The organism is Pseudomonas sp. SAS7 (genome assembly GCF_052112345.1).
Taxonomy (GTDB): Bacteria; Pseudomonadota; Gammaproteobacteria; order Pseudomonadales; family Pseudomonadaceae; genus Aquipseudomonas; species Aquipseudomonas putida_Q.
In genome coordinates, this window is record NZ_JBEGGO010000023.1 from 19,511 (window position 1) to 40,842 (window position 21,332).

General features: G+C 63.1%; 25 protein-coding genes. 12 read left to right on the forward strand and 13 right to left on the reverse strand.

The features are described from left to right. Positions 1-92: 92 nt before the first annotated feature. The 4 genes from ABI582_RS26945 to ABI582_RS26960 all read right to left on the reverse strand — a co-directional run bounded on the left by ABI582_RS26945 (position 93) and on the right by ABI582_RS26960 (position 3,263). Positions 93-1,004, reverse strand: coding sequence for an SDR family oxidoreductase (locus ABI582_RS26945; protein WP_442120795.1), 912 nt, complete (start codon positions 1,002-1,004; stop codon positions 93-95). A 114-nt stretch (positions 1,005-1,118) separates the two neighbouring features. Beyond that, positions 1,119-2,024, reverse strand: coding sequence for an alpha/beta fold hydrolase (locus ABI582_RS26950; protein ID WP_442120796.1), 906 nt, complete (start codon positions 2,022-2,024; stop codon positions 1,119-1,121). A 176-nt stretch (positions 2,025-2,200) separates the two neighbouring features. Further along, entirely contained in the window at positions 2,201-2,887 is a 687-nt protein-coding gene (locus ABI582_RS26955; protein WP_016497950.1) for an LrgB family protein, read from the reverse strand. Continuing rightward, on the reverse strand, positions 2,877-3,263 hold the full coding sequence (locus tag ABI582_RS26960; RefSeq protein WP_442120797.1) for a CidA/LrgA family protein: 387 nt from the start codon (positions 3,261-3,263) through the stop codon (positions 2,877-2,879). The genes ABI582_RS26955 and ABI582_RS26960 overlap by 11 nt, the downstream gene beginning before the upstream one ends. A 98-nt stretch (positions 3,264-3,361) precedes the next feature. On the opposite strand from ABI582_RS26960, the gene ABI582_RS26965 reads away from it, so the two are divergent. After that, the gene (locus tag ABI582_RS26965; RefSeq protein ID WP_442120798.1) at positions 3,362-4,258 is read left to right on the forward strand and encodes a LysR family transcriptional regulator; all 897 of its coding nucleotides are present in this window, start codon (positions 3,362-3,364) and stop codon (positions 4,256-4,258) included. Between the two features lie 125 nt (positions 4,259-4,383). Here the strand turns inward: ABI582_RS26965 and ABI582_RS26970 are convergent, their stop codons facing one another. Further along, positions 4,384-4,839 (reverse strand): flavodoxin, encoded by a 456-nt coding sequence (locus ABI582_RS26970; protein ID WP_442120799.1) that lies wholly within the window; start codon positions 4,837-4,839, stop codon positions 4,384-4,386. A 116-nt stretch (positions 4,840-4,955) separates the two neighbouring features. Here ABI582_RS26970 and ABI582_RS26975 point away from each other — a divergent pair, with 116 nt between their 5' ends. Continuing rightward, positions 4,956-5,384 (forward strand): PAS domain S-box protein, encoded by a 429-nt coding sequence (locus ABI582_RS26975; protein WP_043197867.1) that lies wholly within the window; start codon positions 4,956-4,958, stop codon positions 5,382-5,384. A gap of 59 nt (positions 5,385-5,443) precedes the next feature. Then, the gene (locus ABI582_RS26980; protein ID WP_442120800.1) at positions 5,444-6,061 is read left to right on the forward strand and encodes a hypothetical protein; all 618 of its coding nucleotides are present in this window, start codon (positions 5,444-5,446) and stop codon (positions 6,059-6,061) included. On the opposite strand, the gene ABI582_RS26985 is transcribed toward ABI582_RS26980, so the two are convergent. Next, a complete protein-coding gene (locus tag ABI582_RS26985) occupies positions 6,046-6,981 on the reverse strand; it encodes a MerR family transcriptional regulator (protein WP_338745194.1) in 936 nt (311 codons plus the stop codon). The two genes, ABI582_RS26980 and ABI582_RS26985, sit on opposite strands and share 16 nt — an antisense overlap. A 218-nt stretch (positions 6,982-7,199) precedes the next feature. On the opposite strand from ABI582_RS26985, the gene ABI582_RS26990 reads away from it, so the two are divergent. From ABI582_RS26990 to ABI582_RS27005, 4 genes are read left to right on the forward strand one after another with little or no spacing between them, the layout of a single operon-like run. Further along, positions 7,200-7,760: an antibiotic biosynthesis monooxygenase gene (locus ABI582_RS26990; RefSeq protein WP_258653991.1), complete on the forward strand. Its 561-nt coding sequence runs from the start codon at positions 7,200-7,202 to the stop codon at positions 7,758-7,760. Positions 7,761-7,793: 33 nt separating this feature from the next. Beyond that, positions 7,794-8,531, forward strand: coding sequence for a dihydromonapterin reductase (gene folM / locus ABI582_RS26995; RefSeq protein ID WP_442120801.1), 738 nt, complete (start codon positions 7,794-7,796; stop codon positions 8,529-8,531). 9 nt (positions 8,532-8,540) lie between these two features. Next, entirely contained in the window at positions 8,541-8,837 is a 297-nt protein-coding gene (locus tag ABI582_RS27000; protein ID WP_003260708.1) for a DUF1244 domain-containing protein, read from the forward strand. Continuing rightward, the gene (locus tag ABI582_RS27005) at positions 8,830-9,171 is read left to right on the forward strand and encodes a HopJ type III effector protein (protein ID WP_016497941.1); all 342 of its coding nucleotides are present in this window, start codon (positions 8,830-8,832) and stop codon (positions 9,169-9,171) included. The genes ABI582_RS27000 and ABI582_RS27005 overlap by 8 nt, the downstream gene beginning before the upstream one ends. Positions 9,172-9,245: 74 nt before the next feature. Here the strand turns inward: ABI582_RS27005 and ABI582_RS27010 are convergent, their stop codons facing one another. The 3 genes from ABI582_RS27010 to ABI582_RS27020 form a co-directional block, all read right to left on the reverse strand. Further along, a complete protein-coding gene (locus ABI582_RS27010; RefSeq protein WP_442120802.1) occupies positions 9,246-10,148 on the reverse strand; it encodes an alpha/beta hydrolase family protein in 903 nt (300 codons plus the stop codon). Positions 10,149-10,315: 167 nt separating this feature from the next. Next, positions 10,316-11,527 (reverse strand): enoyl-ACP reductase FabV, encoded by a 1,212-nt coding sequence (gene fabV / locus ABI582_RS27015; RefSeq protein ID WP_338745200.1) that lies wholly within the window; start codon positions 11,525-11,527, stop codon positions 10,316-10,318. Positions 11,528-11,777: 250 nt separating this feature from the next. Further along, positions 11,778-12,632, reverse strand: a complete 855-nt coding sequence (locus ABI582_RS27020) for a LysR family transcriptional regulator (protein ID WP_442120803.1) — start codon at positions 12,630-12,632, stop codon at positions 11,778-11,780. Between the two features lie 135 nt (positions 12,633-12,767). Here ABI582_RS27020 and ABI582_RS27025 point away from each other — a divergent pair, with 135 nt between their 5' ends. From ABI582_RS27025 to ABI582_RS27040, 4 genes are read left to right on the forward strand one after another with little or no spacing between them, the layout of a single operon-like run. After that, on the forward strand, positions 12,768-13,808 hold the full coding sequence (locus tag ABI582_RS27025) for an agmatine deiminase family protein (protein ID WP_442120804.1): 1,041 nt from the start codon (positions 12,768-12,770) through the stop codon (positions 13,806-13,808). Further along, entirely contained in the window at positions 13,805-14,701 is an 897-nt protein-coding gene (gene aguB, locus ABI582_RS27030) for an N-carbamoylputrescine amidase (RefSeq protein ID WP_442120805.1), read from the forward strand. Before ABI582_RS27025 ends, aguB begins: the two co-directional genes overlap by 4 nt. 2 nt (positions 14,702-14,703) lie before the next feature. Further along, complete coding sequence (locus tag ABI582_RS27035; RefSeq protein ID WP_442120806.1) at positions 14,704-15,789, forward strand: extracellular solute-binding protein; 1,086 nt, start codon at positions 14,704-14,706, stop codon at positions 15,787-15,789. Positions 15,790-15,792: 3 nt separating this feature from the next. Then, the gene (locus ABI582_RS27040; RefSeq protein ID WP_442120807.1) at positions 15,793-16,902 is read left to right on the forward strand and encodes an agmatine deiminase family protein; all 1,110 of its coding nucleotides are present in this window, start codon (positions 15,793-15,795) and stop codon (positions 16,900-16,902) included. A gap of 259 nt (positions 16,903-17,161) precedes the next feature. On the opposite strand, the gene ABI582_RS27045 is transcribed toward ABI582_RS27040, so the two are convergent. Together ABI582_RS27045 and ABI582_RS27050 are read right to left on the reverse strand one after the other, a co-directional pair. Further along, positions 17,162-17,695: a cytochrome b/b6 domain-containing protein gene (locus tag ABI582_RS27045; RefSeq protein ID WP_338745206.1), complete on the reverse strand. Its 534-nt coding sequence runs from the start codon at positions 17,693-17,695 to the stop codon at positions 17,162-17,164. Then, entirely contained in the window at positions 17,692-17,958 is a 267-nt protein-coding gene (locus tag ABI582_RS27050; RefSeq protein WP_016489091.1) for a PepSY domain-containing protein, read from the reverse strand. Before ABI582_RS27050 ends, ABI582_RS27045 begins: the two co-directional genes overlap by 4 nt. Before the next feature lie 174 nt (positions 17,959-18,132). Here ABI582_RS27050 and ABI582_RS27055 point away from each other — a divergent pair, with 174 nt between their 5' ends. Next, a complete protein-coding gene (locus tag ABI582_RS27055; protein ID WP_442120808.1) occupies positions 18,133-19,311 on the forward strand; it encodes an acetyl-CoA C-acetyltransferase in 1,179 nt (392 codons plus the stop codon). A 178-nt stretch (positions 19,312-19,489) separates the two neighbouring features. On the opposite strand, the gene ABI582_RS27060 is transcribed toward ABI582_RS27055, so the two are convergent. Together ABI582_RS27060 and ABI582_RS27065 are read right to left on the reverse strand one after the other, a co-directional pair. Beyond that, complete coding sequence (locus ABI582_RS27060; protein ID WP_442120809.1) at positions 19,490-20,209, reverse strand: SDR family oxidoreductase; 720 nt, start codon at positions 20,207-20,209, stop codon at positions 19,490-19,492. Positions 20,210-20,430: 221 nt separating this feature from the next. Beyond that, the gene (locus ABI582_RS27065; protein ID WP_442120810.1) at positions 20,431-21,231 is read right to left on the reverse strand and encodes a 5-methyltetrahydropteroyltriglutamate--homocysteine methyltransferase; all 801 of its coding nucleotides are present in this window, start codon (positions 21,229-21,231) and stop codon (positions 20,431-20,433) included. Between the last annotated feature and the right edge of the window lie 101 nt (positions 21,232-21,332).

A 21,332-nucleotide genomic window follows, 5' to 3' on the forward strand; every position in this document is an offset into this window, starting at 1 on the left:
CGGCAATTTATGCAGTGCGGCTGATATCTTGGGGCCGCTCTGCGGCCCAATCGCGACGCAAGGCCGCTCCCACAAAGTTCCCTGCAAGCTCTCTACAGCGGGTACTTCTGTAGGTTCGCCATCATCTGCTGCAGCGCCTGCAAACTGTCCTGCGGATGCACTGCCCCCTCAAAATCGCCGATCCGTGCCCAGTTCTCGGCCACCTGCTCCGGGGTAAAGCCTTCGCGCGGATCAAAGCCCACCCCCAGGCTGCGCTCCCAACGCACCCTGCCCACCCAGCCGCCGCCTACTTCGAACAGCTCACCCGTGCCCTGGCACTGGTCGCTGCCCAGGTACACCACCAGCGGGCTGACCAGTTCGGGCTTGAGCCGCTCGAATACCTGGGGCGGGATCAGCCCTTCGGTCATGCGGGTGCCGCCTGTTGGGGCGATGGCGTTGACCAATATGCCGTGCTTGCGCCCTTCGATCGCCAGGGTGCGGGTCAGGCCGTACAGGCCCAGTTTGGCCATGCCGTAGTTGGCCTGGCCGAAGTTGCCGTAGATGCCAGAGGTAGAAGCGGTGAAGATCACCCGCCCCCAGTTCTGCTCGCGCAGGTGTGGCCAGGCAGCCCTGGTGGTTTTGAAGGCCCCTTCGACATGCACCTGGTAAACCTGCTCCCAGTCGCTGTCGTCCATCTTGTGGAACGTCTTGTCACGCAGGATGCCTGCATTGTTCACCAGCACATCGACCCGGCCGAAACTGTCCAGCGCCTGTTCGACGATGCGTGCGCCCTGGCTGACCGAGTCGTGGTTGGCGATGGCGATGCCACCGGCGGCGCGGATCTGCTCCACCACACGATCGGCGGCCGACGCGCTGGCACCTTCACCGTGGGTAGAGCCGCCAAGGTCGTTGACCACGACCTTGGCGCCACGTGCGGCAAACAGCAACGCATGGGCGCGGCCCAGGCCACCGCCGGCTCCGGTGACAATCACCACGCGATCTTGCAGACGGACAGGCTCGCTCATGCTCATGGCTCCAGGCAGGTTCAGGTCAGCCGAGTGTCCGCCGCAAGCCAGCAGCGGACAATCAAGCTCACGCAGGCTGAATGCCTGGCAATAACGCAGGGCGATGAGGCCCGGTCAGGACCACGCCACTTTCTGCGGGTAGAAGCTCACAGGCTGTTCACGAAAGGCCAGGTAGTGACGCAGTACCTGCACGGGCGCTTCGGTGTGCGGGTAATGGCCGATGCCCTGTAACTGCACGGTATCCGGCTCCGGCACCAGTTGCCGGTAGCGCTCGAGCATGTGCGCGCCGGACAGCGGGTCGACCACGCCATTGATGAAACGCAGTGGCACGCCTTTGCGCTGCATCGCCCCGACCCAGCGTTCACGGTGCACGCTGCGCTCGGGCATGTAGCTCACCAGCTTGTGCAGGATGCGTGTGCCCCGGTTGGCGGCGATCAGGCTCCAGAAATCATCCAGGGCACTTTCGCTGGGGTGGGTGCAAGGGCCGTAGACCTGGGTCACGTTGCGCACCAGGTCGTCACGCCCGAACGAACGCCCGACCAGCCAGCCGAACCGGCTGAGCAGCAGCTTCTGGATCAGCAGCATGCGGCAGCTTTCGGGGAACAGCCCGCTGTTGAGGAACACGCAGCTGGCAATGTCGGCACGCTGTTCATGGTGGCGCGCCAGTAACTCCTGGGCGACGCTGCCGCCGTAGTCGTGAGCCAGCAGGTGCACTGGCTGGTCGACCTGCAGGTGGCCAAGCAAAGCCTGCTGCAAGTCCGCCTGCTCCATCAGGCTGTAGGCGTGATCGACCGGTTTGGCCGAATCGCCAAAGCCGAGCATGTCGCAAGCGATCACCCTGAAGCGTTGGCTTAAAGGCCCCCACAAATAGTGCCAATCCCAGCTGGCGGTGGGGAAACCGTGTAACAGAAGCAGGGGCTCTCCTTGCCCTGCGGTCCAGTAGCGGATGCTCTGGCCCCGGAAAGTGAAACTCTGTCCCCGGGTACGCCAGACGCACAATGGAATTTCGGCCATAGGCATCAGAACGGTCCCGGTGAAGTGGTGTTGGCGGAATAGGGCAAGGCTGCGGTCATTGCATGTCACCTCGGCACATACATGTGCTCTCTATGTCGAGGCAGAGTCTAGCCAGCAGCCCAAAGCCTGAAACTTGCGTTGCCAGCCAGCTTGATGACTGTGCGAGTCAGTGGCACGAACGGTCAGAGCAGCATGGCCAGCAGCGGTGCCGCGAACAGGTTCAACAGCCCGGTCAGGACCATGACCAGGCCGGCCACCGAGCCTTCCTCGCGGCCCACCTCCTGTGCCCGGCTGACCCCGGCACCATGCGCCCCGACGCCAAACAGCGCACCCCGTGCCAGCGGCGTGCGCAGGGGTAGCCAGCGCAGCAGCACGCCGCCGAACATGGCGCCGAGCACGCCGGTGAACATCACGAACACCGCCGTCAGCTCCGGCACGCCCCCCAGATCATGGGCCAAGGGCATGGCAAACGGCGTGGTGATCGAACGCGGCACCAGCGACAGGCTGGTTGCACTGTCCAGCGCCAGCAAGTGCGCAAGGCCCCAAGAGCTGGCGATCGAGGCACTGCTGCCAGCCACCATGCCCACCATCAAGGCCGGCCAATGGCGCGCCAGCATGGCCCGCTGCTGCCAGATCGGCACCGCGAAGGCCACGGTCACCGGGCCGAGCACGCTCATCAACCAGTGGGTGTTGCGAGCATACTCGGCATAGGCGGTATGCAGCGGCACCGCCACCGCCAGCAGCAACACGGGTACCAATATCAACGGCGACAGCAGGTAGCGCTTGCTGCGCCGGTACAGCCAGCGGCTGCCCAGGTAAGCCAGCAAGGTCAGGGCCAGCCAGAACAGCGGCATGGGTTCAAGGCTCATGGCGCACACTCCAGCGGCACACCAGCTCCACGGTCAAGGCAGTCACCACCATCACCATCAGCGTGCTCACGGCGATCACCAACAAGATGCGCCAGCCTTCTTCACGGATAAGCGAACCGTAGTCCAGCAGGCTCATCAGCGCCGGGATGAAAAACAGCAGCATCTCGGCCATCAGCCAGCCAGCGCCCAGTTGCAGCATGGCCGGTTTGAGCACACCCGAAGCGAACAGTATCAGCAACAGGGCCAAGCCCATCACGCCGCCAGGTATGGGCCAACCCAGCCAACTGGCAAGCTGGCCGCCGAGCAGGAACAAAGAACAAAGGATCGCCAGCTCGACAAGCAGGCGCAGGGCTTTTTTCAATAACGCGGGTTTCATGGTGCGGGTTCCTCGACAGGCCCTCATTTTAAGATTCGGCTGCCTAGGCCAGAAGCGAATTGTTAGACTGATGACCATTCCATAATGGAATTCAGAATATGGAATTCAAACAACTGCGCAGCTTTATCGAAGTGGTCCACCGCGGCGGTTTCACCCAGGCGGCGCACACCCTGCACATCAGCCAGTCGGCTGTGAGCAAGCAGGTGGCCCAGCTGGAGCAAGATGTGGGCCAGCCACTGCTGGAGCGCCAGGCCTCGCAACTGCACCTGACGGCTGCCGGGCGCATTGTGCTGGAGCGTGGCGAGGCCCTGCTGCGTCAGCGCCAGGCACTGCTCAACGAACTGGACGACCTCAGCCAGATGGAGCGTGGCGAACTGCGCCTGGGCTTACCAATGCTGGGCAGCGACGCCTTGTTCGCCGGTTTGTTCGCCGAATACCGGCGGCGCCACCCCAACATCGCGATTCAGTTGCTCGAAGGCGGCAGCCGTAGCGTCGAGCAGGCAGTCAGGAGTGGCGAACTGGAATTGGGAGGCAGCCTGACGCCCAGCGACGAAGCGTTCGACTACCAACCGTTTTGCAACGAACCGCTGGATGCCCTGCTGCCGGCTGGCCATGCCTTGGCGGGCCTGGACGGGGTGGACCTGGGGCAACTGGCCGATACGCCGTTCCTGCTGTATCAGCGCAGCTTCGTGCTCAATGACCGGCTGCTGAAGGCGTGCCAACAGCAAGGGTTTACCCCGAAGGAAGGCGGGCGCAGTGGCCAGGCGGATTTTTTGGCAGCGTTGGTGGCGGCAGGCCAGGGCGTGGTGTTGCTGCCCCGGGTGGTGGCAAAAGCGCTTGAGCGCCCCGGGGTGGTGCGTTTGCCGCTGCGTTCGCCGCAGGAGTTGCGTTGGGATATAGCGTTTATCTGGCGGCGCGGGGCGTACCTGTCACGGGCGGCGCAGGCGTGGTTGGCGTTGCTGCGCGAGTGGCCGGTGATTCACAAAAAAGAATGATTGCCTTGCGGGCCTCTTCGCGGGCTCGCCCGCTCCCACAGGTATAGCGCTGATCTCAACGGCAGTGCAAACCCTGTGGGAGCGGGCAAGCCCGCGAAAAGGCCGAGACAGACGCTGGTAATCCGTCAGGCTTTCAACGCTTGAAGCAGCTCCGCCAACCACGGTTCGGCATCGGCTTCCGGGGTCACGGTCTCGCTGGCATCCAGGCGCAGCATTGGCTGCACTTCGCGCACACCCAACTCGGCAAACAGCTCGCGCATTTGCTCGCCACCACCACAGTAGGTGTCACCGTAGCTGGCGTCGCCCAGCGCAATCACTGCACCCGGCAGGCCACGCCAGGCCGCAGGCAGGGTGTCACGAATGGTGCAGTACAACGGCATGAGGTTGTCCGGCAGCTCGCCCATGCCGGTGGTCGAGGTCACGGCCAGCAAGGCGTCTGGGGCAAAACCTTCAAGATCCTGCAGGGTGGCACGCGCCGCATGCCAGGCCTCCAGGCCTCCAGCCTTCAACAGCGATTCGGCATGACGGGCGACTTCTTCGGCGGTGCCATAGACCGATCCGGAAATAATGGCGACTTTCATCGGGTAGAGGATTCCGAAACTGAGTGAAAACGTAGGATACTAGCATCCAGCGCTGGCAAAAGGCCGCCTCTACCAAAGTCGCCGCCTTCAGCCTTTCTTTGCTCAATGGCCCAGACATGATCAACGCGCAATTGCTGCAATCGATGGTCGATGCGTCCAATGACGGGATCGTGGTTGCCGAACAGGAAGGCGACGACACCATCCTGATCTACGTGAACGCCGCCTTCGAACGCCTGACCGGCTACAGCCGCGACGAAATCCTCTACCAGGATTGCCGCTTCCTGCAGGCCGACGACCGTGATCAGCTTGGCCGTGCCCGCATCCGCAGGGCCTTGGCCGAAGGCCGCCCCTGTCGCGAAGTGCTGCGCAACTACCGCAAGGATGGCAGCGCATTCTGGAACGAACTTTCCATCACCCCGGTAAGGCTCGACGCTGAACAGCGGACCTATTTCATCGGTATTCAGAAGGACGTCAGCCGCCAGGTCGAACTTGAGCGGGAGCTTGCCGAACTGCGCGTTTGTCCGAAACCCGACGAACGCGCCTGAACCAAGTACGCCACGCACGGTCAATTCCGTTGAAGAAATCGCCACCACCGAGTTCGATCATGCAAGCAGACGCGCTCCTGACCCAGGACGAACTGGATTTCATCCAGAGCATGCAGCATTCGCCGCAGTTGAACCTGGCAGACTCCATGTCGAGCCTGCTGGTCAATGGCGACCGCCGCATCCAGAGCTTGCTGACCCGCCTGGTGGCAAACGAACAGGTGACTTTGCAGGCCCAGTTCAACAACCAGCAGATCAGCTTCCCGCTGCAGTTGGTGGAAGACGAGTTCCACGCGCTGCACCTGCAAGTGGGTTCACCCGAAATCTACGAAGACGGCCCCATGCTGCGCGCCTGGCGCCTGTCGATGGAAACGCCCAGCCCGCTGCTCGATAGCCACGATCAGCAAAGCGGCCTGTGGGTACGCGATATTTCGTTCAAAGGTGTACTGGTGGAGATCCGCGGCTTGCCAGCAGCGCCCACCCGTTTCGAATTGCACTTCGCCCCGGGCGATATCAGCCCGATCGAATTGCATGGTGTACTGGGCCGCCGCATCGGCCCGGATCTGGCGGCCTACGACCTGGGCCAGAGCCCGGCCGAAGAGATCGACCGCCTGCGCGACTATATCCTCCAGGCCCATCGCCGGGCGCACCCAGAACTGCACAATCAGGTATCGAGCTGACCGGCCAGAAACTGCCGCAAGCGCTGGCGCATTACACCGCCCTGCGCACCAAGGCACGCTACCAGGCTGCCTGCCAGGTGGTCCTGTGCCACTTCTGCAGCTTCGCCGGCCAGCAACAACGGGCATTCCAGCACCGCAGCCATGCGCACCAGTCGTCGGGTGAGTTCCGCCGTGGGTGGGTGGTGCGAAAACAGCACCAGAGCATCTGGTTTCAGGCGTTCGCAGACCAGCGCCAGCTCCTGCAGCGGCTGCCCGCTCGCCAAGGGCGTCACGCCAATATCGTCGCTGCCCAGGCTCAGGCCGGTCACCAGTAATTCCAGTTCGTGGCATTGCCCTGGCAACGCTGCCAGCAGCACTGTGCGACCACGCGGCACGTGGGCGAGCTGCAAACGGGCAAATACCCGGCCACGCAAGAACTGGTCGAGGAACAGCCACTCGCTGGCCTGCCCATAGCCGCCCTGCCCCGCCGCCAGGTCGTGCCAAACCGGCATGAACACCTCGGCGAACACCTGGTCCAGGGTGTTGGCAGCAAACACCTCGTCGAACAGCCGGTCCAGGCCGGCCATGTCAAACCGCTGCACGGCCTGACGCACCTGGTGCTGCCAGCGCAACCAGGCGTCCGTCGCCCCGCTGACCTGCACGGCAAGGGCATGACCGCGAGCGAGGATGCTGCCCACTTTGCTCACCGCCACACCGCGCTCAAGCCAGCCGAGGATACGGCGGATGTCATCGATGTCCGCTTGGGAATAAAGACGGTGGCCACTGTCGGTGCGGGTTGGCTGAATCAGCCCGTAGCGGCGCTCCCAAGCACGCAGGGTCACCGCGTTGACGCCCGTCAGTCGGGAAACTTCGCGGATCGGAAACAGCTCCTGCTGCTCAAGACCCACTTCGATCAGCGGATCACGTCCCTGTTCGTTCATCTGCACGGCGTACCCTGAGTGCGGAAGTTGAGCGCACATTCTACTACGCCGACACCGATCGCAGGGTGCAACCGTTTGCCGGCTGACATTTGCCGAAGATCACACATGCGCAATAATCCGCGCCCGATTCTTGCATGCGTACCTGTGTTGCCCACCACCCCGGGCCACGCAGCCAAAGGGGCAAGCTACCCGCCAGCCCCGTTGCCAGGAGATACACGATGTCTACCCCACCCGTCACCTTGATGGTGTCGCGCCGCGCCGCCCATGGCCGCTACCAGGACCTGCTGGCCTGGCTGCATGAAGGCGAGCAGCTGGCCACCGACTTCCCCGGCTACCTCGGTTCAGGCATCCTCGCCCCGCCCCGCGATGGCGACGAATTCCAGATCATCTTCCGCTTCAGCGACGAACCCACACTGCATGCCTGGGAGCATTCCGCCTCGCGCCGGGCTTGGCTGCAACGCGGCAACGGCCTGTTCGAACGCCCCAAAGAGGCGCGCGTCAGTGGCATTGACGACTGGTTTGGCACCAATACGGTGCAAAAACCACCGCGCTGGAAGCAGGCAGTGGCCATCTGGCTGGCGTTTTTCCCGGTGTCGCTGGCGTTCAACCTGCTGTTTGGCCACTGGCTGGCAACGCTGGACCTGCTGCCCCGGGTAATGCTCAGCACCCTGGCCCTGACGCCGGTGATGGTGTACCTGTTCATCCCTCTGTCCACCCGCCTGCTGGCCAGTTGGCTGCATGCCTCCCCGGCCACCGCTGGCGCCTTGCGCAGCCGCTGAGGCCAGGCCATACAACAGGGAAACAGTTCGGGTATGCTGGGCGGCAACCAAAGGACAGACAAGTTGACCGCCCCGAACATGAACAGCCCCATTCTCGTTACCGGAGCCAGCCAGCGCGTCGGGTTGGCCCTGGCCCTTGAACTGGCACAGGCCGGCCATACGGTGGTCAGTGCCAGCCGCAGCGTCCAGCCACACACGGCCCACCCGAACATCGTGCAGTTCCAGGCCGACCTGTGCCGGGCGGCCGACCGCCGGGCCCTGATCGATCACCTGCACAGCCATTACGACGGCCTGCGCGCCATCATCCACAACGCCTCGCTGTGGCTCGATGACGGTCTCGACAACCTCGAAACCATGTTCCGCCTGCACGTCGAAGCGCCCTACCACCTGAACCTGGCCCTGGGTGACTTGCTTGCCAAGGTGGAAAAGGCCGACATCATCCACATCTGCGACGAAACCTCTTCGCGCGGCAGCAAAAGCCACATTGGCTACGCCGCCACCAAGGCTGCGCTGCAGAACATGGTGCTGTCGTTCGCAGAAAAATATGCGCCCAAGGTGCATGTGAACGGTATCCTGCCCGGGCTGCTGATCCTCAAGGAAGGGGGCGACGAAGCCTACCGCCAGCAAACCCTGAAAAAGGCCCTGCTGGAGTTCGAACCCGGCGCCGGCCCGCTGATCGAGACAGTCAAATACCTGCTCGCCAGCCAGTACAGCACCGGCAGCCAAGTGGTCATCAACGGTGGCCGCCACTTGAAGAACCGCATGACCTGAGAGAAGCCCATGACCCCACAGCAACAGCTAGAACTCGAAGCCGCCGCGTTCCGGCGCCTGGTCGAACACCTGCAAAAGCGCACCGATGTACAGAACATCGACCTGATGAACCTGTCCGGTTTCTGCCGCAACTGCCTGTCCAAGTGGTACAAGGCCGCGGCTGACGAGCGCCAGCTCGACCTGAGCCTGGACGACGCCCGCGAAGCGGTGTACGGCATGCCCTACGCCGAGTGGAAAGCCCAATACCAGAAAGAAGCCAGCGCCGACCAACAAGCGGCGTTCGAAAAAGGAAAACCTCGTGACTGATCTGAACACCCTGCGCGCCAGCCTGGCCAGCGGCCAACATGTATTTGCCGATACCCTGGCGTTCATTGCCGACAACTACAGTTACCAGCCGCAGGCCTTCAACAACGGCGGCGTGGAGAATGCGGCCGGGCAGAACGAAGGGTCGTGCAAGACCTTGGGCCTGGCTTTGCTGGAAGGGCTGAGCGACCAGGAAGCGCTGCTGGCCTTTGGCGAGCACTACCGTGATGTGGTGGCCACGCCTGAGGGCAGCGACCATGGCAATATCCGTGCGCTGATCGAGCATGGTTTGGCCGGTGTGAAATTTGCCGGGCAGCCGCTGTCGCGCAAGGCTTGAGATAGCTGGGGCCGCTTTGCGGCCCTTGCGTCGCGAGAGGGCTGCAAAGCAGCCCCAAAATATCGAATCCATCCTCAATCCATGAGGGTGCCAGGCCCACCTTCTTCCAGCTCCCCCTGCATCAACCACTGCAAGGCCACCGGCCACAGGGTTTCGCGAAACCGGTCATGGAAAAACGCGAAATGGCCAATTTCCTCGACCGAGATATCCACAGGCGCGATGCGCAGGTGCCGGGCACCCTGTAGATAACTCAGCAACCGCTCGGTCGCCGCCACAGTGCCAAACGGGTCATCGGTCAAGCTGATGGCCAGCGTCGCTGCCTGGACGTGTGCAAACGGTACCCTCCCCAGTCGGCGCCCACTTGGCCGGTGCTCATAGCGTGGCGTACGGGTGGTCCAGTCATCCACCACCCCTGCCGGGGTGTCTTCCATCCAGCCCAGACGCTTGCCGGGGAAGTAGCCCAAAGCGCGGGTAAGCAAAGGCATCACCACATGCCATTTGCCGAACAGCCGCCAGCGTTGATCAGCCGCGTAATCGCGCCAGTAGGCAAACTGTGCGCCTACCATCACTACCCTGCGTATCTGGTCGGCCGACGGTGCCAGGCCGACTGCGCAACCGCCGAAGCTGTGCCCCACCACGTCTATTGGCTGGCCGGGGAAACGCTCCGCCGCATGCGCCAACATCGCTTCGAAATCCAGCCTGCCCCAGTCGCTCCACGATGCCTGGAAGCCACGCAACGAAGCCGGGCGGGATTCGCCGATGCCACGGTAGTCGTAGGTCAGCACATCGCAGCCCTGGGCAAACAGGTAGTCGGAAAAACGGGAGTAATAGCGGCAGCGTACCGAGGTGGCCGCGTTGATGATCACCAGCGGGCGCTGGGGGTCAGGCTGGGCGTGGCGCCAGATAAAGCCGCCGAGGCTGTAGCCGTCGGCAGTGGCCTGGCGAAAGGGGGTGGCGGGTTGGGTGAGGCTACTCATGGCGCATTCCCTGTTGTTGTGCGCCAAAACTAGCAAAGATTTTGTAGCCTGTACCGCCCTCTTCGCGGGTAAACCCGCTCCCACAGGTAGTATGCCAAGCTCGAAAGCGGTGCATTTCCTGTGGGAGCGGGTTTACCCGCGAATGGGCCAGTACAGGTTAAATACTCTTACAGTTCGATGCAGTCGAACTTCACATCGGTGGCCACGTCTTCGTCGTAGTTGACGTCAGCGCGCTCGAAGCCGAACAGGTTGAGGAACTGCTTCTTGTAACCGGCATAGTCGGTCAGGTCGAACAGGTTCTCGGTGGTGACCTGCGGCCACAGGGCCTTGCACTCGTTCTGCACGTCGTCGCGCAGTTCCCAGTCGTCCAGGCGCAGGCGGCCCTTCTCGTCGACTTCGGCCGGCGCACCATCGGCGCGATACAGGCGGTCGCGGTACATGCGGTCCAGTTGGTCCTGGGTGCCTTCGTGAACGCCTTTTTCTTCCATGATCTTGAAGACCATCGACAGGTACAGCGGCATTACCGGAATGGCCGAGCTGGCCTGGGTAACCACCGACTTCAGCACGGCTACGTTGGCGCCGCCTTTCACTTCGCTGGCCAGTTTCTTGTTCAGGCGCAGAGCAGTTTCGTCCAGGTCCTGCTTGGCCTGGCCCAGCGCACCGTGCCAGTAGATCGGCCAGGTGATGTCGCTGCCGATGTAGCTGAAGGCCACGGTGCGAGCGCCTTCGGCCAGTACGTTGGCGCCTGCCAGGGCGTCGATCCAAAGCTGCCAGTCCTGGCCGCCCATGACGGTGACGGTGTCGGCAATTTCCTGCTCGGTGGCCGGCTCGATGCTGGCCTCGATGATGGTGTCCTTGTTGGTGTCGATGGCGGTCGACTTGTAGGGCTGGCCGATCGGCTTCAGTGCCGAGCGGATGACTTCACCGGTCTGCGGCAGTTTGCGCACGGGCGAGGCCAGCGAGTAGATGACCAGGTCGACCTTGCCACCCATCTCGTTCTTGATCAGCTCGATGACCTTGGCACGGGCCTCGTCGGAGAAGGCGTCACCGTTGATCGACTTGCTGTACAGGCCCTCGGCCTTGGCAAACTTGTCGAAGGCAGCGGAGTTGTACCAGCCAGCAGTGCCGGCCTTGGTTTCGGTGCCTGGTTTTTCGAAGAACACGCCCAGGGTGTCGGCCTTGAAACCGAACGCTGCGGTGATACGCGCTGCCAGGCCGTAGCCACTGGAAGCACCGATGACCAGAACCTTCTTCGGGCCATCCTCGCGCACGCCCAGCTTGCGGGTGGCTTCGATCTGGTCACGGACGTTGAGCTCGCAGCCCTTCGGATGAGTCGTGGTGCAGATGAAACCGCGAACCTTAGGATGAATGATGGCCAATGTCTGTACCTCGTCAGGTTTATGCCGGGGAAGCGCCGCGTGGGGCGATTCCGATTGATCAGAGGGTGAGACTACCCCCGCAGGTTATCCGACACATATTACGGGGTGATCAAGGGGATGCAAAACCGGGGATAGCCTGTTCTGGCCTCTTCGCGGGCAAGCCCGCTCCCACAGGTACTGTGCAGCCCTCAAGATTTGCACAATCTCTGTGGGTGCGGGCTCGCCCGCGAAAGGGCCGGTGCAGGCTGCATCAATTGACCAGGAGAGCACCTTTCAACCATTCCAGAAACCGCTTGGCCAGCGGGTCATCCTGACTATCCCGATGCACCAGGCAAGCCCACGCCGGCCCCCGCACCCGCTGCGCCGACAACGCCTGCAGGTGCCCCTCCTCAATCGCCCGCCGCGCCAGCAACTGGCTGACCAGTGCCACCCCCAGCGCCTCGCTCGCCGCATCCAGCAACAGCCCGGGATCGGAAAAATTCAGCCCCTTGCCCTGCTGCCCGACATCTTCGCCACCTTCCAGCTGCCAATGGCTCCAGTCCATTTCCCGTTCGCCGTGCAAGGTCGTCCGCGCAGCCGAAGACGCCAGTGCAGGGTGGCAGGCCGGGTACAGCTGGTCCTGATGCAGCACGCTGAAGCTGCACTCGGCCTGGGCGCTGAGGTCATCGCGGATGGCCAGGTCGATGGTCTCGGTGGCCATGTCCGGCACCTCGAAGCTGGTGAACAGCCACAGGTCCACTTCGGGGCAACGCTGGTGAAAGTCGGCCAGCCGCGGCAACAGCCAGTGCCTGGCAAACGCCGGGGTGGTGTTGACCACCAGCTGGTTGGGCTTGCGGTACTGGTCAAGCCGGCGAATGCCCACGGCCAGGTGTTGCAACAGTGATTGGGTGGTGCTGAGCAGGTCATGCCCGGCGTCGGTCAGGCTCACGCTACGCCCGCTGCGGTGAAATAGCGGCTGCTCCAGGTAGGTTTCCAGGCTGCGAATCTGCTGGCTGATGGCCGACTGCGTCAGGTTCAGCGCCTCGGCTGCCTTGTGGAAACTCCCCAGCCGCGCCGCAGCCTCGAAGCCGCGCAAGGCATTCAGGGGTGGCCAGTGTTTAAGCATGATTGATAAGCCCTGCTGATCAGATGTGCGCTAAATCTATCGTTTGTCGCCGGCCAGGCCTAACCATAGCATGGACACCAACACCCGCGACGGCGGGCTTCGTTGATAAAAATCCTTAATAGATCGGAGTTCACTATGCACCTGTCCCTCGACAGCGGCTGGCGCATGCCCGCCGAATGGGCACGCCACGCGGCAACCTGGATGGTCTGGCCACACAATCAGGCCCTGTGGGAAAGCGGCTGGAACGTGCGCCTGGCCGATGTACAGCAGGACTACGCCCGGGTCGCAGCGGCCATCGCCCGTTTCGAGCCGGTGAAAATGGTCGTCGACCCGTCTGCCGTGGCCAGCGCCCGCGCGCTCTGCGGTGCCAACATCGAGCTGATCGAACTGGCAGTGGACGACAGCTGGTGCCGTGACAGCGGCCCGAGTTTCGTCTGCCACCCGCAGCATGGCCTGGCCGGCCTGAGCTGGCGCTTCAATGCCTGGGGCGACAAGTCGCAACACAGCCTGGACCGCAGCCTGGGTCGGCGCATCCTCGACCAGCTAGGCCTGGACGGTTTCAGCACCTCGCTGTGCAACGAAGGCGGTGCGATTCATGTCGATGGTGAAGGCACGCTGATCACCACCGAGTCGGTGCTGCTTAACCCCAACCGCAACCCTGGCGTGAGCAAGGCCGAGTTCGAAGCCTGCTTTGCCCGCCACCTGGGCATCCGCAAGACCATCTGGCTGCCGGGTGACCCGCAATACGTCACCGGCGACATGACCGACGGCCACGTCGACGGCGTGTGTGCCTTCGCCCGGCCAGGCGTACTGCTGGTCGACGCCACCCATGAGCAAGGCTCGGTGTACGCCGACGTGGTGCGGGAAAACCGCCGCGCCCTGGAACTGGCCACGGACGCCCAAGGCCGCCACTTCGAACTGCTGGACCTGTACGAGGCCACCGCCGCGGTCGACCATAACGCCAAGGTGTTCTGTGCGTCCTACACCAACTTCTACATCGCCAACGGCGCGATCATCATGCCGGCCTACGGTATCGCTGCCGACCAGGAGGCCGCTGCGCAACTGGCCCACGCCTTCCCGGGCCGGCAGATCGTGCCCGTGCGCATCGACCACATCGCCCACGGCGGTGGCGGCATTCACTGCATCACCCAGCAGCAGCCGGAGGTACAGCCATGAGCCTGCTCCGGGTTGCCACCACTCAGATGCCGTGCAGCTGGAACCTGCCCGACAACCTCGACCGCGCCGAACAGCTGGTGCGCCAGGCCGCTGCCAAAGGCGCCCAGGTAATCCTGCTGCAGGAGCTGTTCGCTACCCCGTACTTCTGCATCGAACAGGACCACCAGCACCAGGCCCTCGCCCAGCCCTACCCCGACAGCGCGATTTTGCAGCGCTTCGCTGCGCTGGCCGGCGAGCTGGGCGTGGTACTGCCGCTGAGCTGGTACGAGCGCGCCGGCAATGCCTTCTTCAACTCGCTGACCGTGGCCGATGCCGATGGCCGCCTGCTCGGGGTGTACCGCAAAACCCACATCCCCAACGCCATCGGCTACCAGGAGAAGGAGTATTTCAGCCCTGGCGACACCGGCTTCAAGGTCTGGGATACCACCTTTGGCCGCCTGGGCATCGGTATCTGCTGGGATCAGTGGTTCCCCGAAACCGCTCGCTGCCTGGCACTGATGGGCGCCGAAGTGCTGTTGTTCCCCACCGCCATCGGCTCCGAGCCCGGCTGCGCCGAACTGAACTCACGCGACCATTGGCAGGTGGCCATGCGCGGCCACGCCGCCGCCAATCTGTTGCCGGTGGTGGCGGCCAATCGCGTAGGCGATGAAGTCGCCGCCAGCGACGCTTCGTTGAGCATGCGCTTCTATGGTTCGTCGTTCATCTGCGATCACAAGGGCGCCATGCTCGCCGAGGCCGACCGCGACAACAGTGGCATCTGGCTGCACGAACTGGACCTGGCACGCATGCGCGATGACCGCCTGAGCTGGGGCATCTACCGCGACCGTCGCCCGGAAATGTACGCCCCACTGCTGACCCTGGACGGCAAGCATCCACATACCCTGAGGGCCTGAGCATGAAACACCACGTTCTAGCCGCATTGGCGCTGGCCATTTGCGCCAGCCAGGCCCAGGCCGAACAACCCGTTTTGCGCCTGTACAACTGGGCCGACTATTTTGCCGAAAACACCCTGAAGCAGTTCACGGCCGAAACCGGCATCCAGGTCATCTACGACGTCATGGACGGCAGTGAAGTACTCGAAGCCAAGCTGATGTCGGGGCGCAGTGGCTACGACCTGGTGTTCCCGGGTGACACCGTTGCCGAGCGGCTGATGCGCGCCGGCAGCCTGCAGCCACTGGACCATAGCCGCCTTGAGGCACTGGACGACATCGAGCCTGGCCTGCGCCAGTTGCATGCCCGGTACCCCAAGGCCAGCCAGGCGACCGTGCCCTACACCTGGGGCACCATCGGCCTGACGGTGAATGCCGACAAAGTCCGCCAGCGCATGCCCGATGCGCCGCTGGACAACCTCGACCTGCTGCTCAAGCCGGAGCTGGCCGCCAAGTTCGCCGACTGCGGTATCTCGGTCATCGACTCGCCCGACGAAGTGTTGGCGGTGGTCCTCAATTACCTGGGCCGCGAGCCACGCAGCGCCAAGCGTGAAGACCTGGCAGCCGCCAGCGAATTGCTCAAGGCCATACGTCCGTATGTGCGCAAGTTCCAGTCGCAGCCGGTGACCGAACTGGTCAACGAAAACCTGTGCGTGTCCCTGGGCTACAGCGGCGACGTGATCCAGGCCCAGCGCACGGCCGAGGCCGCAGGCAAGCACCTGGACTTCCAGTACCGCGTGCCCCGCCAAGGCACCACGGTGTGGATGGACACCATGGCCATCCCGGCCGATGCCAGGCACCCGGAATACGCCTATCGTTTCATCAACTTCGTCATGCGCCCGGCGAACATGGCTGCCATCAGCAACTTCACCGGTTACCCCACTGCCAGCGCCAAGGCGCGCCAGGCGGTGGACCCACGCATGCGCGACAACCCCGATATCTACCTCGACGAAGCAACCTATGCCCGACTGATACCGGGCCGCGATATTCCACAGGCTGACATGCGGGCACGCATGCGCGTGTGGACACGCTTCAAGACTGCACAGGACTGAGCCATGCCAAGCCGTAGAACCTTCCTGCAACTGTCACTGGCCGCCGGCCTCGGCGCCGGCCTTGGCTTGCCCCTGGGCCTGGCTCGCGCCGACGAGCCCGGGCGCTGGTTCATGCCTGACGAGGGCGAACCGCAGCAGCGCGCCTTCATCGCCTTCGGCGCCCAGGATGCCATCTGGGAAGACTTCACCGCCGATGTGCAAGCTGCCCTGGGCCGCATCGCCCAGGCCATCGCGCGTTATCAGCCGGTCACCGTGTTCTGCCGGGCAAGCGAACGCAAGCTGGCCGAGCAGCACTGCGCCAGCCCGCGCACAAGCTTTGTCGAGTGCGAACTGGACGACATCTGGATGCGCGACATAGGCGCCAACTTCGTCCTCGATGACGACGGCGCGCTGGGCGCGGTGGACTTCAACTTCAACGGTTGGGGCAACAAGCAGCGCCACCGCAACGATGCACAACTGGCCAAGCGGGTCGCCACCCTCGCCGGCGCCCGCTACCAGCGCAGCGAACTGGTAGGCGAAGGTGGCGCCATCGAAGTGGATGGCCATGGCACCGGCATCATGACCGAAAGCAGCTGGGTCAATGCCAACCGCAACAAGGGCTGGAGCAAGGCCGAGGTCGAGGCCGAGCTCAAGGAGCGCCTGGGGTTGAGCAAGGTAATCTGGCTGCCGGGCATCGCCGGTGAGGACATCACTGACGGGCATGTGGATTTCTATGCCCGCTTCGTGCGGCCGGGGGTGGTGATTGCCAACCTGGACAACGACCCGCAATCGTATGACCACGCCGTGACGCGCAAGCATCTTGAGATTCTCAAGCGCGCCACCGATGCAGAGGGCCGGACGTTGCAGATTCATGTCGTGGCACCGCCACAGTGCGGGCGGCGTAACAGGTTCAGCAAGGGCAATGAAGACTTTGCGGCGGGGTACATCAATTACTTCGTGATCAATGGCGCGATCATCGCGCCGCAGTTTGGTGATGCGCAGGCGGATGAAAAGGCTCGGGCGTTGCTGGCGGCGTTGTACCCGGGGCGGGACATCGTGCAGCTGGATATTGATGCCATTGCGGCCGGGGGTGGCGGGATTCACTGTGTGACCCATCAGTTCCCGGCTGTTTGAATGGCGTTGCCTGACCTGGCCTCTTCGCGGCTTGATTTCAAGGCAAACACAAGCCCTGTAGGAGCAGCCTTGTGCTGCGAAGAGGCCATTGACGCCGAAGATTATCTTTAGCCTTACCGGCCTCTTCGCAGCACAAGGCTGCTCCTACAAGGTGATGTGGCAGCCTGAATGATGCTGCCAGTCAGTTCCGCGCCGCTCTCAAGGGCCGTGCAATACCTGTGGGGCGGCTTTAGCCGCGAAGAGGCCGGCACAGTTAAATTCAATCCCGACGCCGGCGACGCCCGGTGATCATCGACAACGGCAGGTTCTCGCGCAGGCGCACACTCTCGTAGATGGCCGCCAGCACATGCACACACACCAACGCCAACACCGCATCGGCCAACCAGCTGTGCAGGTCGGTCGGCCAATCGGCGCCCCACAGCGCATCCACCTCCTGGGACGCCCACCCGGTCAAGCCCAAGCCAGCGATACCGGTCAGCATCAACAGCATCACCAGGGCGCCAATCGGCGAATGCCCCAGGCGGTGACAAGGCTCGCCGCGCAGCAGTGCACGCGCATGCCCTGCCAGGCGCGCCGGGGTTGGCCAGAAATCGGCCCAGCGCGCGCTGGGTGGCCCGACAAAGCCCCAGACCACGCGCACCACGACACAGGCCAGTGCGTAGTAACCCAGCCACTGATGCCAGTCGTCACCTTCTTCGTTGAAAAAATAGTCGGCGAAGAACACCCCGGCGATGGAGAGATGGCACAGCCGCAGGAGCGGGTCCCACAGCTGCACCGTGCCGTCACTGTTCAATCGTGGTACTCGGACTTGACCGCCTTGCCGCTCACCGGGTCATGGTAGATCTCGACCTTGCGGCCATCCTTGTCGAGACCATAGATCTCGTAGCAGTTGCCCTTGGTAACCTTGAACTTGTTGATCTTGTAACCCTGCTCCTTGAGCTGGGCCTGGAACTTTTCCTGGTCTTGCCAGGTGCTTTTGTCTGCGGTGGTGCATTGGGTGGCGGCGAATGCTGTGCTGCTGCCGATCAGTAGCATCAGGGCGATGAGGGTGCGCATGGATATGGGCTCCATTCAGTTGAGTGAAACAGCACGGAATTCAGCTTAGTTGGATAGAACGCCGAGCGCCCATTGATTTGTTTTTCACATCAATCCGAAAGAAAAACAAACTTAACAAATGAGCCAAAGCCACCGATGCTTGGGCATTACGCCCATCGCACGGAGAACAACAACATGAACGACGTGGTCATCGTCGCCGCTACCCGTACCGCCATCGGCAGCTTCCAGGGCGCCCTGGCCACGGTACCTGCGGTCGACCTCGGTGCCGCCGTGATCAAGCGCCTGCTGGAGCAGACCGGGCTGGACCCGGCGCAGGTCGACGAAGTGATCCTCGGCCAGGTACTCACCGCCGGCGCCGGGCAGAACCCGGCACGCCAGGCCGCGATCAAGGCCGGCTTGCCCTACAGCGTACCGGCGCTGACCCTGAACAAAGTCTGCGGCTCGGGCCTCAAGGCCTTGCACCTGGCCGCCCAGGCCATTCGTTGCGGTGATGCCGAAGTGGTGATTGCCGGTGGCCAGGAGAACATGAGCCTGGCCCCCTATGTGATGCCTTCGGCCCGCACTGGGCAGCGCATGGGCCATGGCCAACTGATCGACAGCATGATCACCGATGGCCTGTGGGATGCCTTCAACGACTATCACATGGGCATCACCGCCGAGAACCTTGTGGATGAGTACGGCCTCAGCCGTGAGCAGCAGGACGCCTTTGCCGCCGAATCGCAGCGCAAGGCCGTGGCGGCCATCGAGGCCGGGCGCTTCGTTGATGAAATCACCCCGATCGTGCTGCCACAGAAAAAGGGTGAGCCCAAAGTGTTCGCCCAGGACGAACAGCCACGCCCGGACACCACCGCTGACTCCCTGGCCAAACTGCGCCCTGCCTTCAAGAAGGACGGCAGCGTTACCGCTGGCAACGCCTCCAGCCTGAATGACGGCGCCGCCGCTGTGCTGCTGATGAGTGCCGCCAAGGCCAAAGCCCTGGGCTTGCCAGTGCTGGCGAAGATCGCCGCCTATGCCAGTGCCGGGGTAGACCCGGCAATCATGGGTATCGGCCCGGTTTCAGCGACTCAGCGTTGCCTGGACAAGGCCGGTTGGCAACTGGCCGAACTGGACCTGATCGAAGCCAACGAAGCCTTTGCCGCACAGGCGCTGGCGGTGGGCAAGGTGCTGGAATGGGATGCTGCGCGGGTCAACGTGAATGGCGGGGCGATTGCTCTGGGCCACCCGATTGGGGCTTCCGGGTGCCGGGTACTGGTGACCTTGCTGCACGAGATGATCAAGCGGGACGCCAAAAAAGGCCTGGCTACCTTGTGCATCGGGGGTGGGCAAGGCGTGGCGCTGGCGATCGAGCGCTGATCAGCAGGCCCGGCCTATTCGCGGGTAAACCCGCTCCCACAGGGACCGCACAAGTTTCAAGGTTTATGCTGTACCTGTGGGGCCAGGGACCACATGAATTTTCAAGGCTTGCACTGTACCTGTGGGAGCGGGTTCACCCGCGAATAGGCCGGGCCCGCTTACACAACAATCTCAGGCTTCAGAACCGCTCATCAGCAATAGCCGGCAAGGTCAGCTCCCGAACATAACTGGCCGCCGAAAGCTCCAGTAGTGTACGCACCATCAGCACCACATCGTGCAGCGGTATCAGCCCACCCTCCCCACGCGTCGCAGCCTCGGCCACCGGCACGTCCAGGCTGTCTTCGGTATTCAGGTACCCCAGGTTCAGGCAAGTCACACCAAGGCCCTGCTCCCGATAGCCTTCGCGCAACGCTTCGGCAATGCCGCGCAGGGCGAATTTCGAGGCAGCGAAGGTCACTTCCGGGCGACCACTCTGGGGCAGGCCCGAGGTTGAACCGGTGAGAATGATCCGTGGTTTTTCGCTTTTGAGCAGCAGCGGCAGCAGGCGCTTGATCAGCAGGATGGTCGCAGTGATGTTGCAGTCGACCATGCGCTGCAGCTGCGCATCATGGTCATCAAGGAAGCTGTAGTGGGCCTCGAAGGCTTCGGCCTCCCACAGGCCGAGGTTATAGATCAGCGTATCCACACCACCCTCGGCCAGGGCCCGGAAAATTGTCTCTACGGCGGTGGACGGCTCGCCGAGGTCGGCTTCGATCCACAGGGCCTGGACATCCTTGCCCACGTCCACTGCCGCTGGCTGGGTGCGCGACACCCCAATCAACGTATCGCCCGGTTTGCCCAGCCCTTGCATGAGCGCCATGCCCAGGCCCTTGCTGGCGCCGACTACCAGAACTCGCATCGCATCACTCCCTGTCGATTTGAACCAGAGTCGGCATTCTAGGGAGTTTTGCAGTGCCTGTGCCGGCCTCTTCGCGGGTGAACCCGCTCCCACAGGGGCCGCATTTGTTTCAAGGTTTGCACTGTACCTGTGGGAGCCAGAGACCGCAGGAATTTCAAAGCTTGCACGGTACCTGTGGGAGCGGGTTCACCCGCGAAGAGGCCGGCACAGGCTGCCGATAATCAAGCCGCAGCCCGGTTCTGTTCCAGCGCAGCAGCCAGCACCGCCACTTCCTGGCACTTCTGCACGGCCACTTCCACCGGGCTGCGCGTCAACGAGCAGGATGGCGCCAGCCACAGCCGCTCTCCCAGGCGCTCATGGGCATCGTGCAGCAGGTCCAGGGTCTCGCCCAGATTGCAAGGCGCGGCGTTGTCGCCGTCGACCAGGCCCAGTGACAGCACTTTGTAGGCCGGCAGCCGGTCGAGAATGGTCACGTACTGGTCGGGTGCCTGAACCAGGTCGATGTGCAGGCCATCGACCGGCAGGTTCGCGGCCAGGCCGAGGTTGCCGCCAAGGCCACCCGAGTAGGTGGCAATCAGCTTCTTCAATGGCGCGCGCTGAAGGATGTTATAGACGCACTCGAAAGCGTTTTTCCAGTCCTGTGGAAGGTCTTCGGCGAGAATCGGCTCATCGATCTGCACCCACTCGACACCCAGGGCAGCAAGGCGGTTGAGATGCTGGTCATACAGCGGCAGCAGGCCGTCGAGGAGCTCCAGCTTGTCGACGTCGCCGTTGGTTTCGCCCTGCCACAGGTAGGTTAACGGGCCGATCACCACTGGCTTGACCGCATGGCCCAAGGCCGTGGCTTGCGCCACTTCGTCGAAGAGCTGCGCCCAGCTAAGGTCGAACGGTTGGTCAAACCAGGCAAAGTCGCCCACTGGCAGCAGTTCGATGCCGGCCTCTCTCTGCACCTGCCAGTGGCGGGCACGCAGCTCGCTGTCGTGGTCGATGCGTGGAAAGCCCAGGTTGTGTGCCAGTGCCATGTCTTGTCCCTTCAGCCTGCATAAATGAATGAGGCGATTGTCCGGTTGAGACCGGTTTGAGACAAACTCATTAAATTTGAGATGAACCCAAGATTTTTTCA

Coding starts and splice junctions, on each gene's coding strand:
- ABI582_RS26975 (WP_043197867.1), top strand. CDS start 4,956: ATGATCAACGCGCAATTGCTGCAATCGATGGTCGATGCGTCCAATGAC.
- ABI582_RS27065 (WP_442120810.1), bottom strand. CDS start 21,231: ATGGCACTGGCACACAACCTGGGCTTTCCACGCATCGACCACGACAGC.
- ABI582_RS27055 (WP_442120808.1), top strand. CDS start 18,133: ATGAACGACGTGGTCATCGTCGCCGCTACCCGTACCGCCATCGGCAGC.
- ABI582_RS27025 (WP_442120804.1), top strand. CDS start 12,768: ATGCACCTGTCCCTCGACAGCGGCTGGCGCATGCCCGCCGAATGGGCA.
- ABI582_RS26965 (WP_442120798.1), top strand. CDS start 3,362: ATGGAATTCAAACAACTGCGCAGCTTTATCGAAGTGGTCCACCGCGGC.
- ABI582_RS26960 (WP_442120797.1), bottom strand. CDS start 3,263: ATGAAACCCGCGTTATTGAAAAAAGCCCTGCGCCTGCTTGTCGAGCTG.
- ABI582_RS26950 (WP_442120796.1), bottom strand. CDS start 2,024: ATGCCTATGGCCGAAATTCCATTGTGCGTCTGGCGTACCCGGGGACAG.
- aguB (WP_442120805.1), top strand. CDS start 13,805: ATGAGCCTGCTCCGGGTTGCCACCACTCAGATGCCGTGCAGCTGGAAC.
- ABI582_RS27000 (WP_003260708.1), top strand. CDS start 8,541: ATGACCCCACAGCAACAGCTAGAACTCGAAGCCGCCGCGTTCCGGCGC.
- ABI582_RS27020 (WP_442120803.1), bottom strand. CDS start 12,632: ATGCTTAAACACTGGCCACCCCTGAATGCCTTGCGCGGCTTCGAGGCT.
- ABI582_RS26970 (WP_442120799.1), bottom strand. CDS start 4,839: ATGAAAGTCGCCATTATTTCCGGATCGGTCTATGGCACCGCCGAAGAA.
- folM (WP_442120801.1), top strand. CDS start 7,794: ATGCTGGGCGGCAACCAAAGGACAGACAAGTTGACCGCCCCGAACATG.
- ABI582_RS27010 (WP_442120802.1), bottom strand. CDS start 10,148: ATGAGTAGCCTCACCCAACCCGCCACCCCCTTTCGCCAGGCCACTGCC.
- ABI582_RS26945 (WP_442120795.1), bottom strand. CDS start 1,004: ATGAGCGAGCCTGTCCGTCTGCAAGATCGCGTGGTGATTGTCACCGGA.
- ABI582_RS26955 (WP_016497950.1), bottom strand. CDS start 2,887: ATGAGCCTTGAACCCATGCCGCTGTTCTGGCTGGCCCTGACCTTGCTG.
- ABI582_RS27050 (WP_016489091.1), bottom strand. CDS start 17,958: ATGCGCACCCTCATCGCCCTGATGCTACTGATCGGCAGCAGCACAGCA.
- ABI582_RS27040 (WP_442120807.1), top strand. CDS start 15,793: ATGCCAAGCCGTAGAACCTTCCTGCAACTGTCACTGGCCGCCGGCCTC.
- ABI582_RS26985 (WP_338745194.1), bottom strand. CDS start 6,981: ATGAACGAACAGGGACGTGATCCGCTGATCGAAGTGGGTCTTGAGCAG.
- ABI582_RS27035 (WP_442120806.1), top strand. CDS start 14,704: ATGAAACACCACGTTCTAGCCGCATTGGCGCTGGCCATTTGCGCCAGC.
- ABI582_RS27060 (WP_442120809.1), bottom strand. CDS start 20,209: ATGCGAGTTCTGGTAGTCGGCGCCAGCAAGGGCCTGGGCATGGCGCTC.
- ABI582_RS26980 (WP_442120800.1), top strand. CDS start 5,444: ATGCAAGCAGACGCGCTCCTGACCCAGGACGAACTGGATTTCATCCAG.
- ABI582_RS26990 (WP_258653991.1), top strand. CDS start 7,200: ATGTCTACCCCACCCGTCACCTTGATGGTGTCGCGCCGCGCCGCCCAT.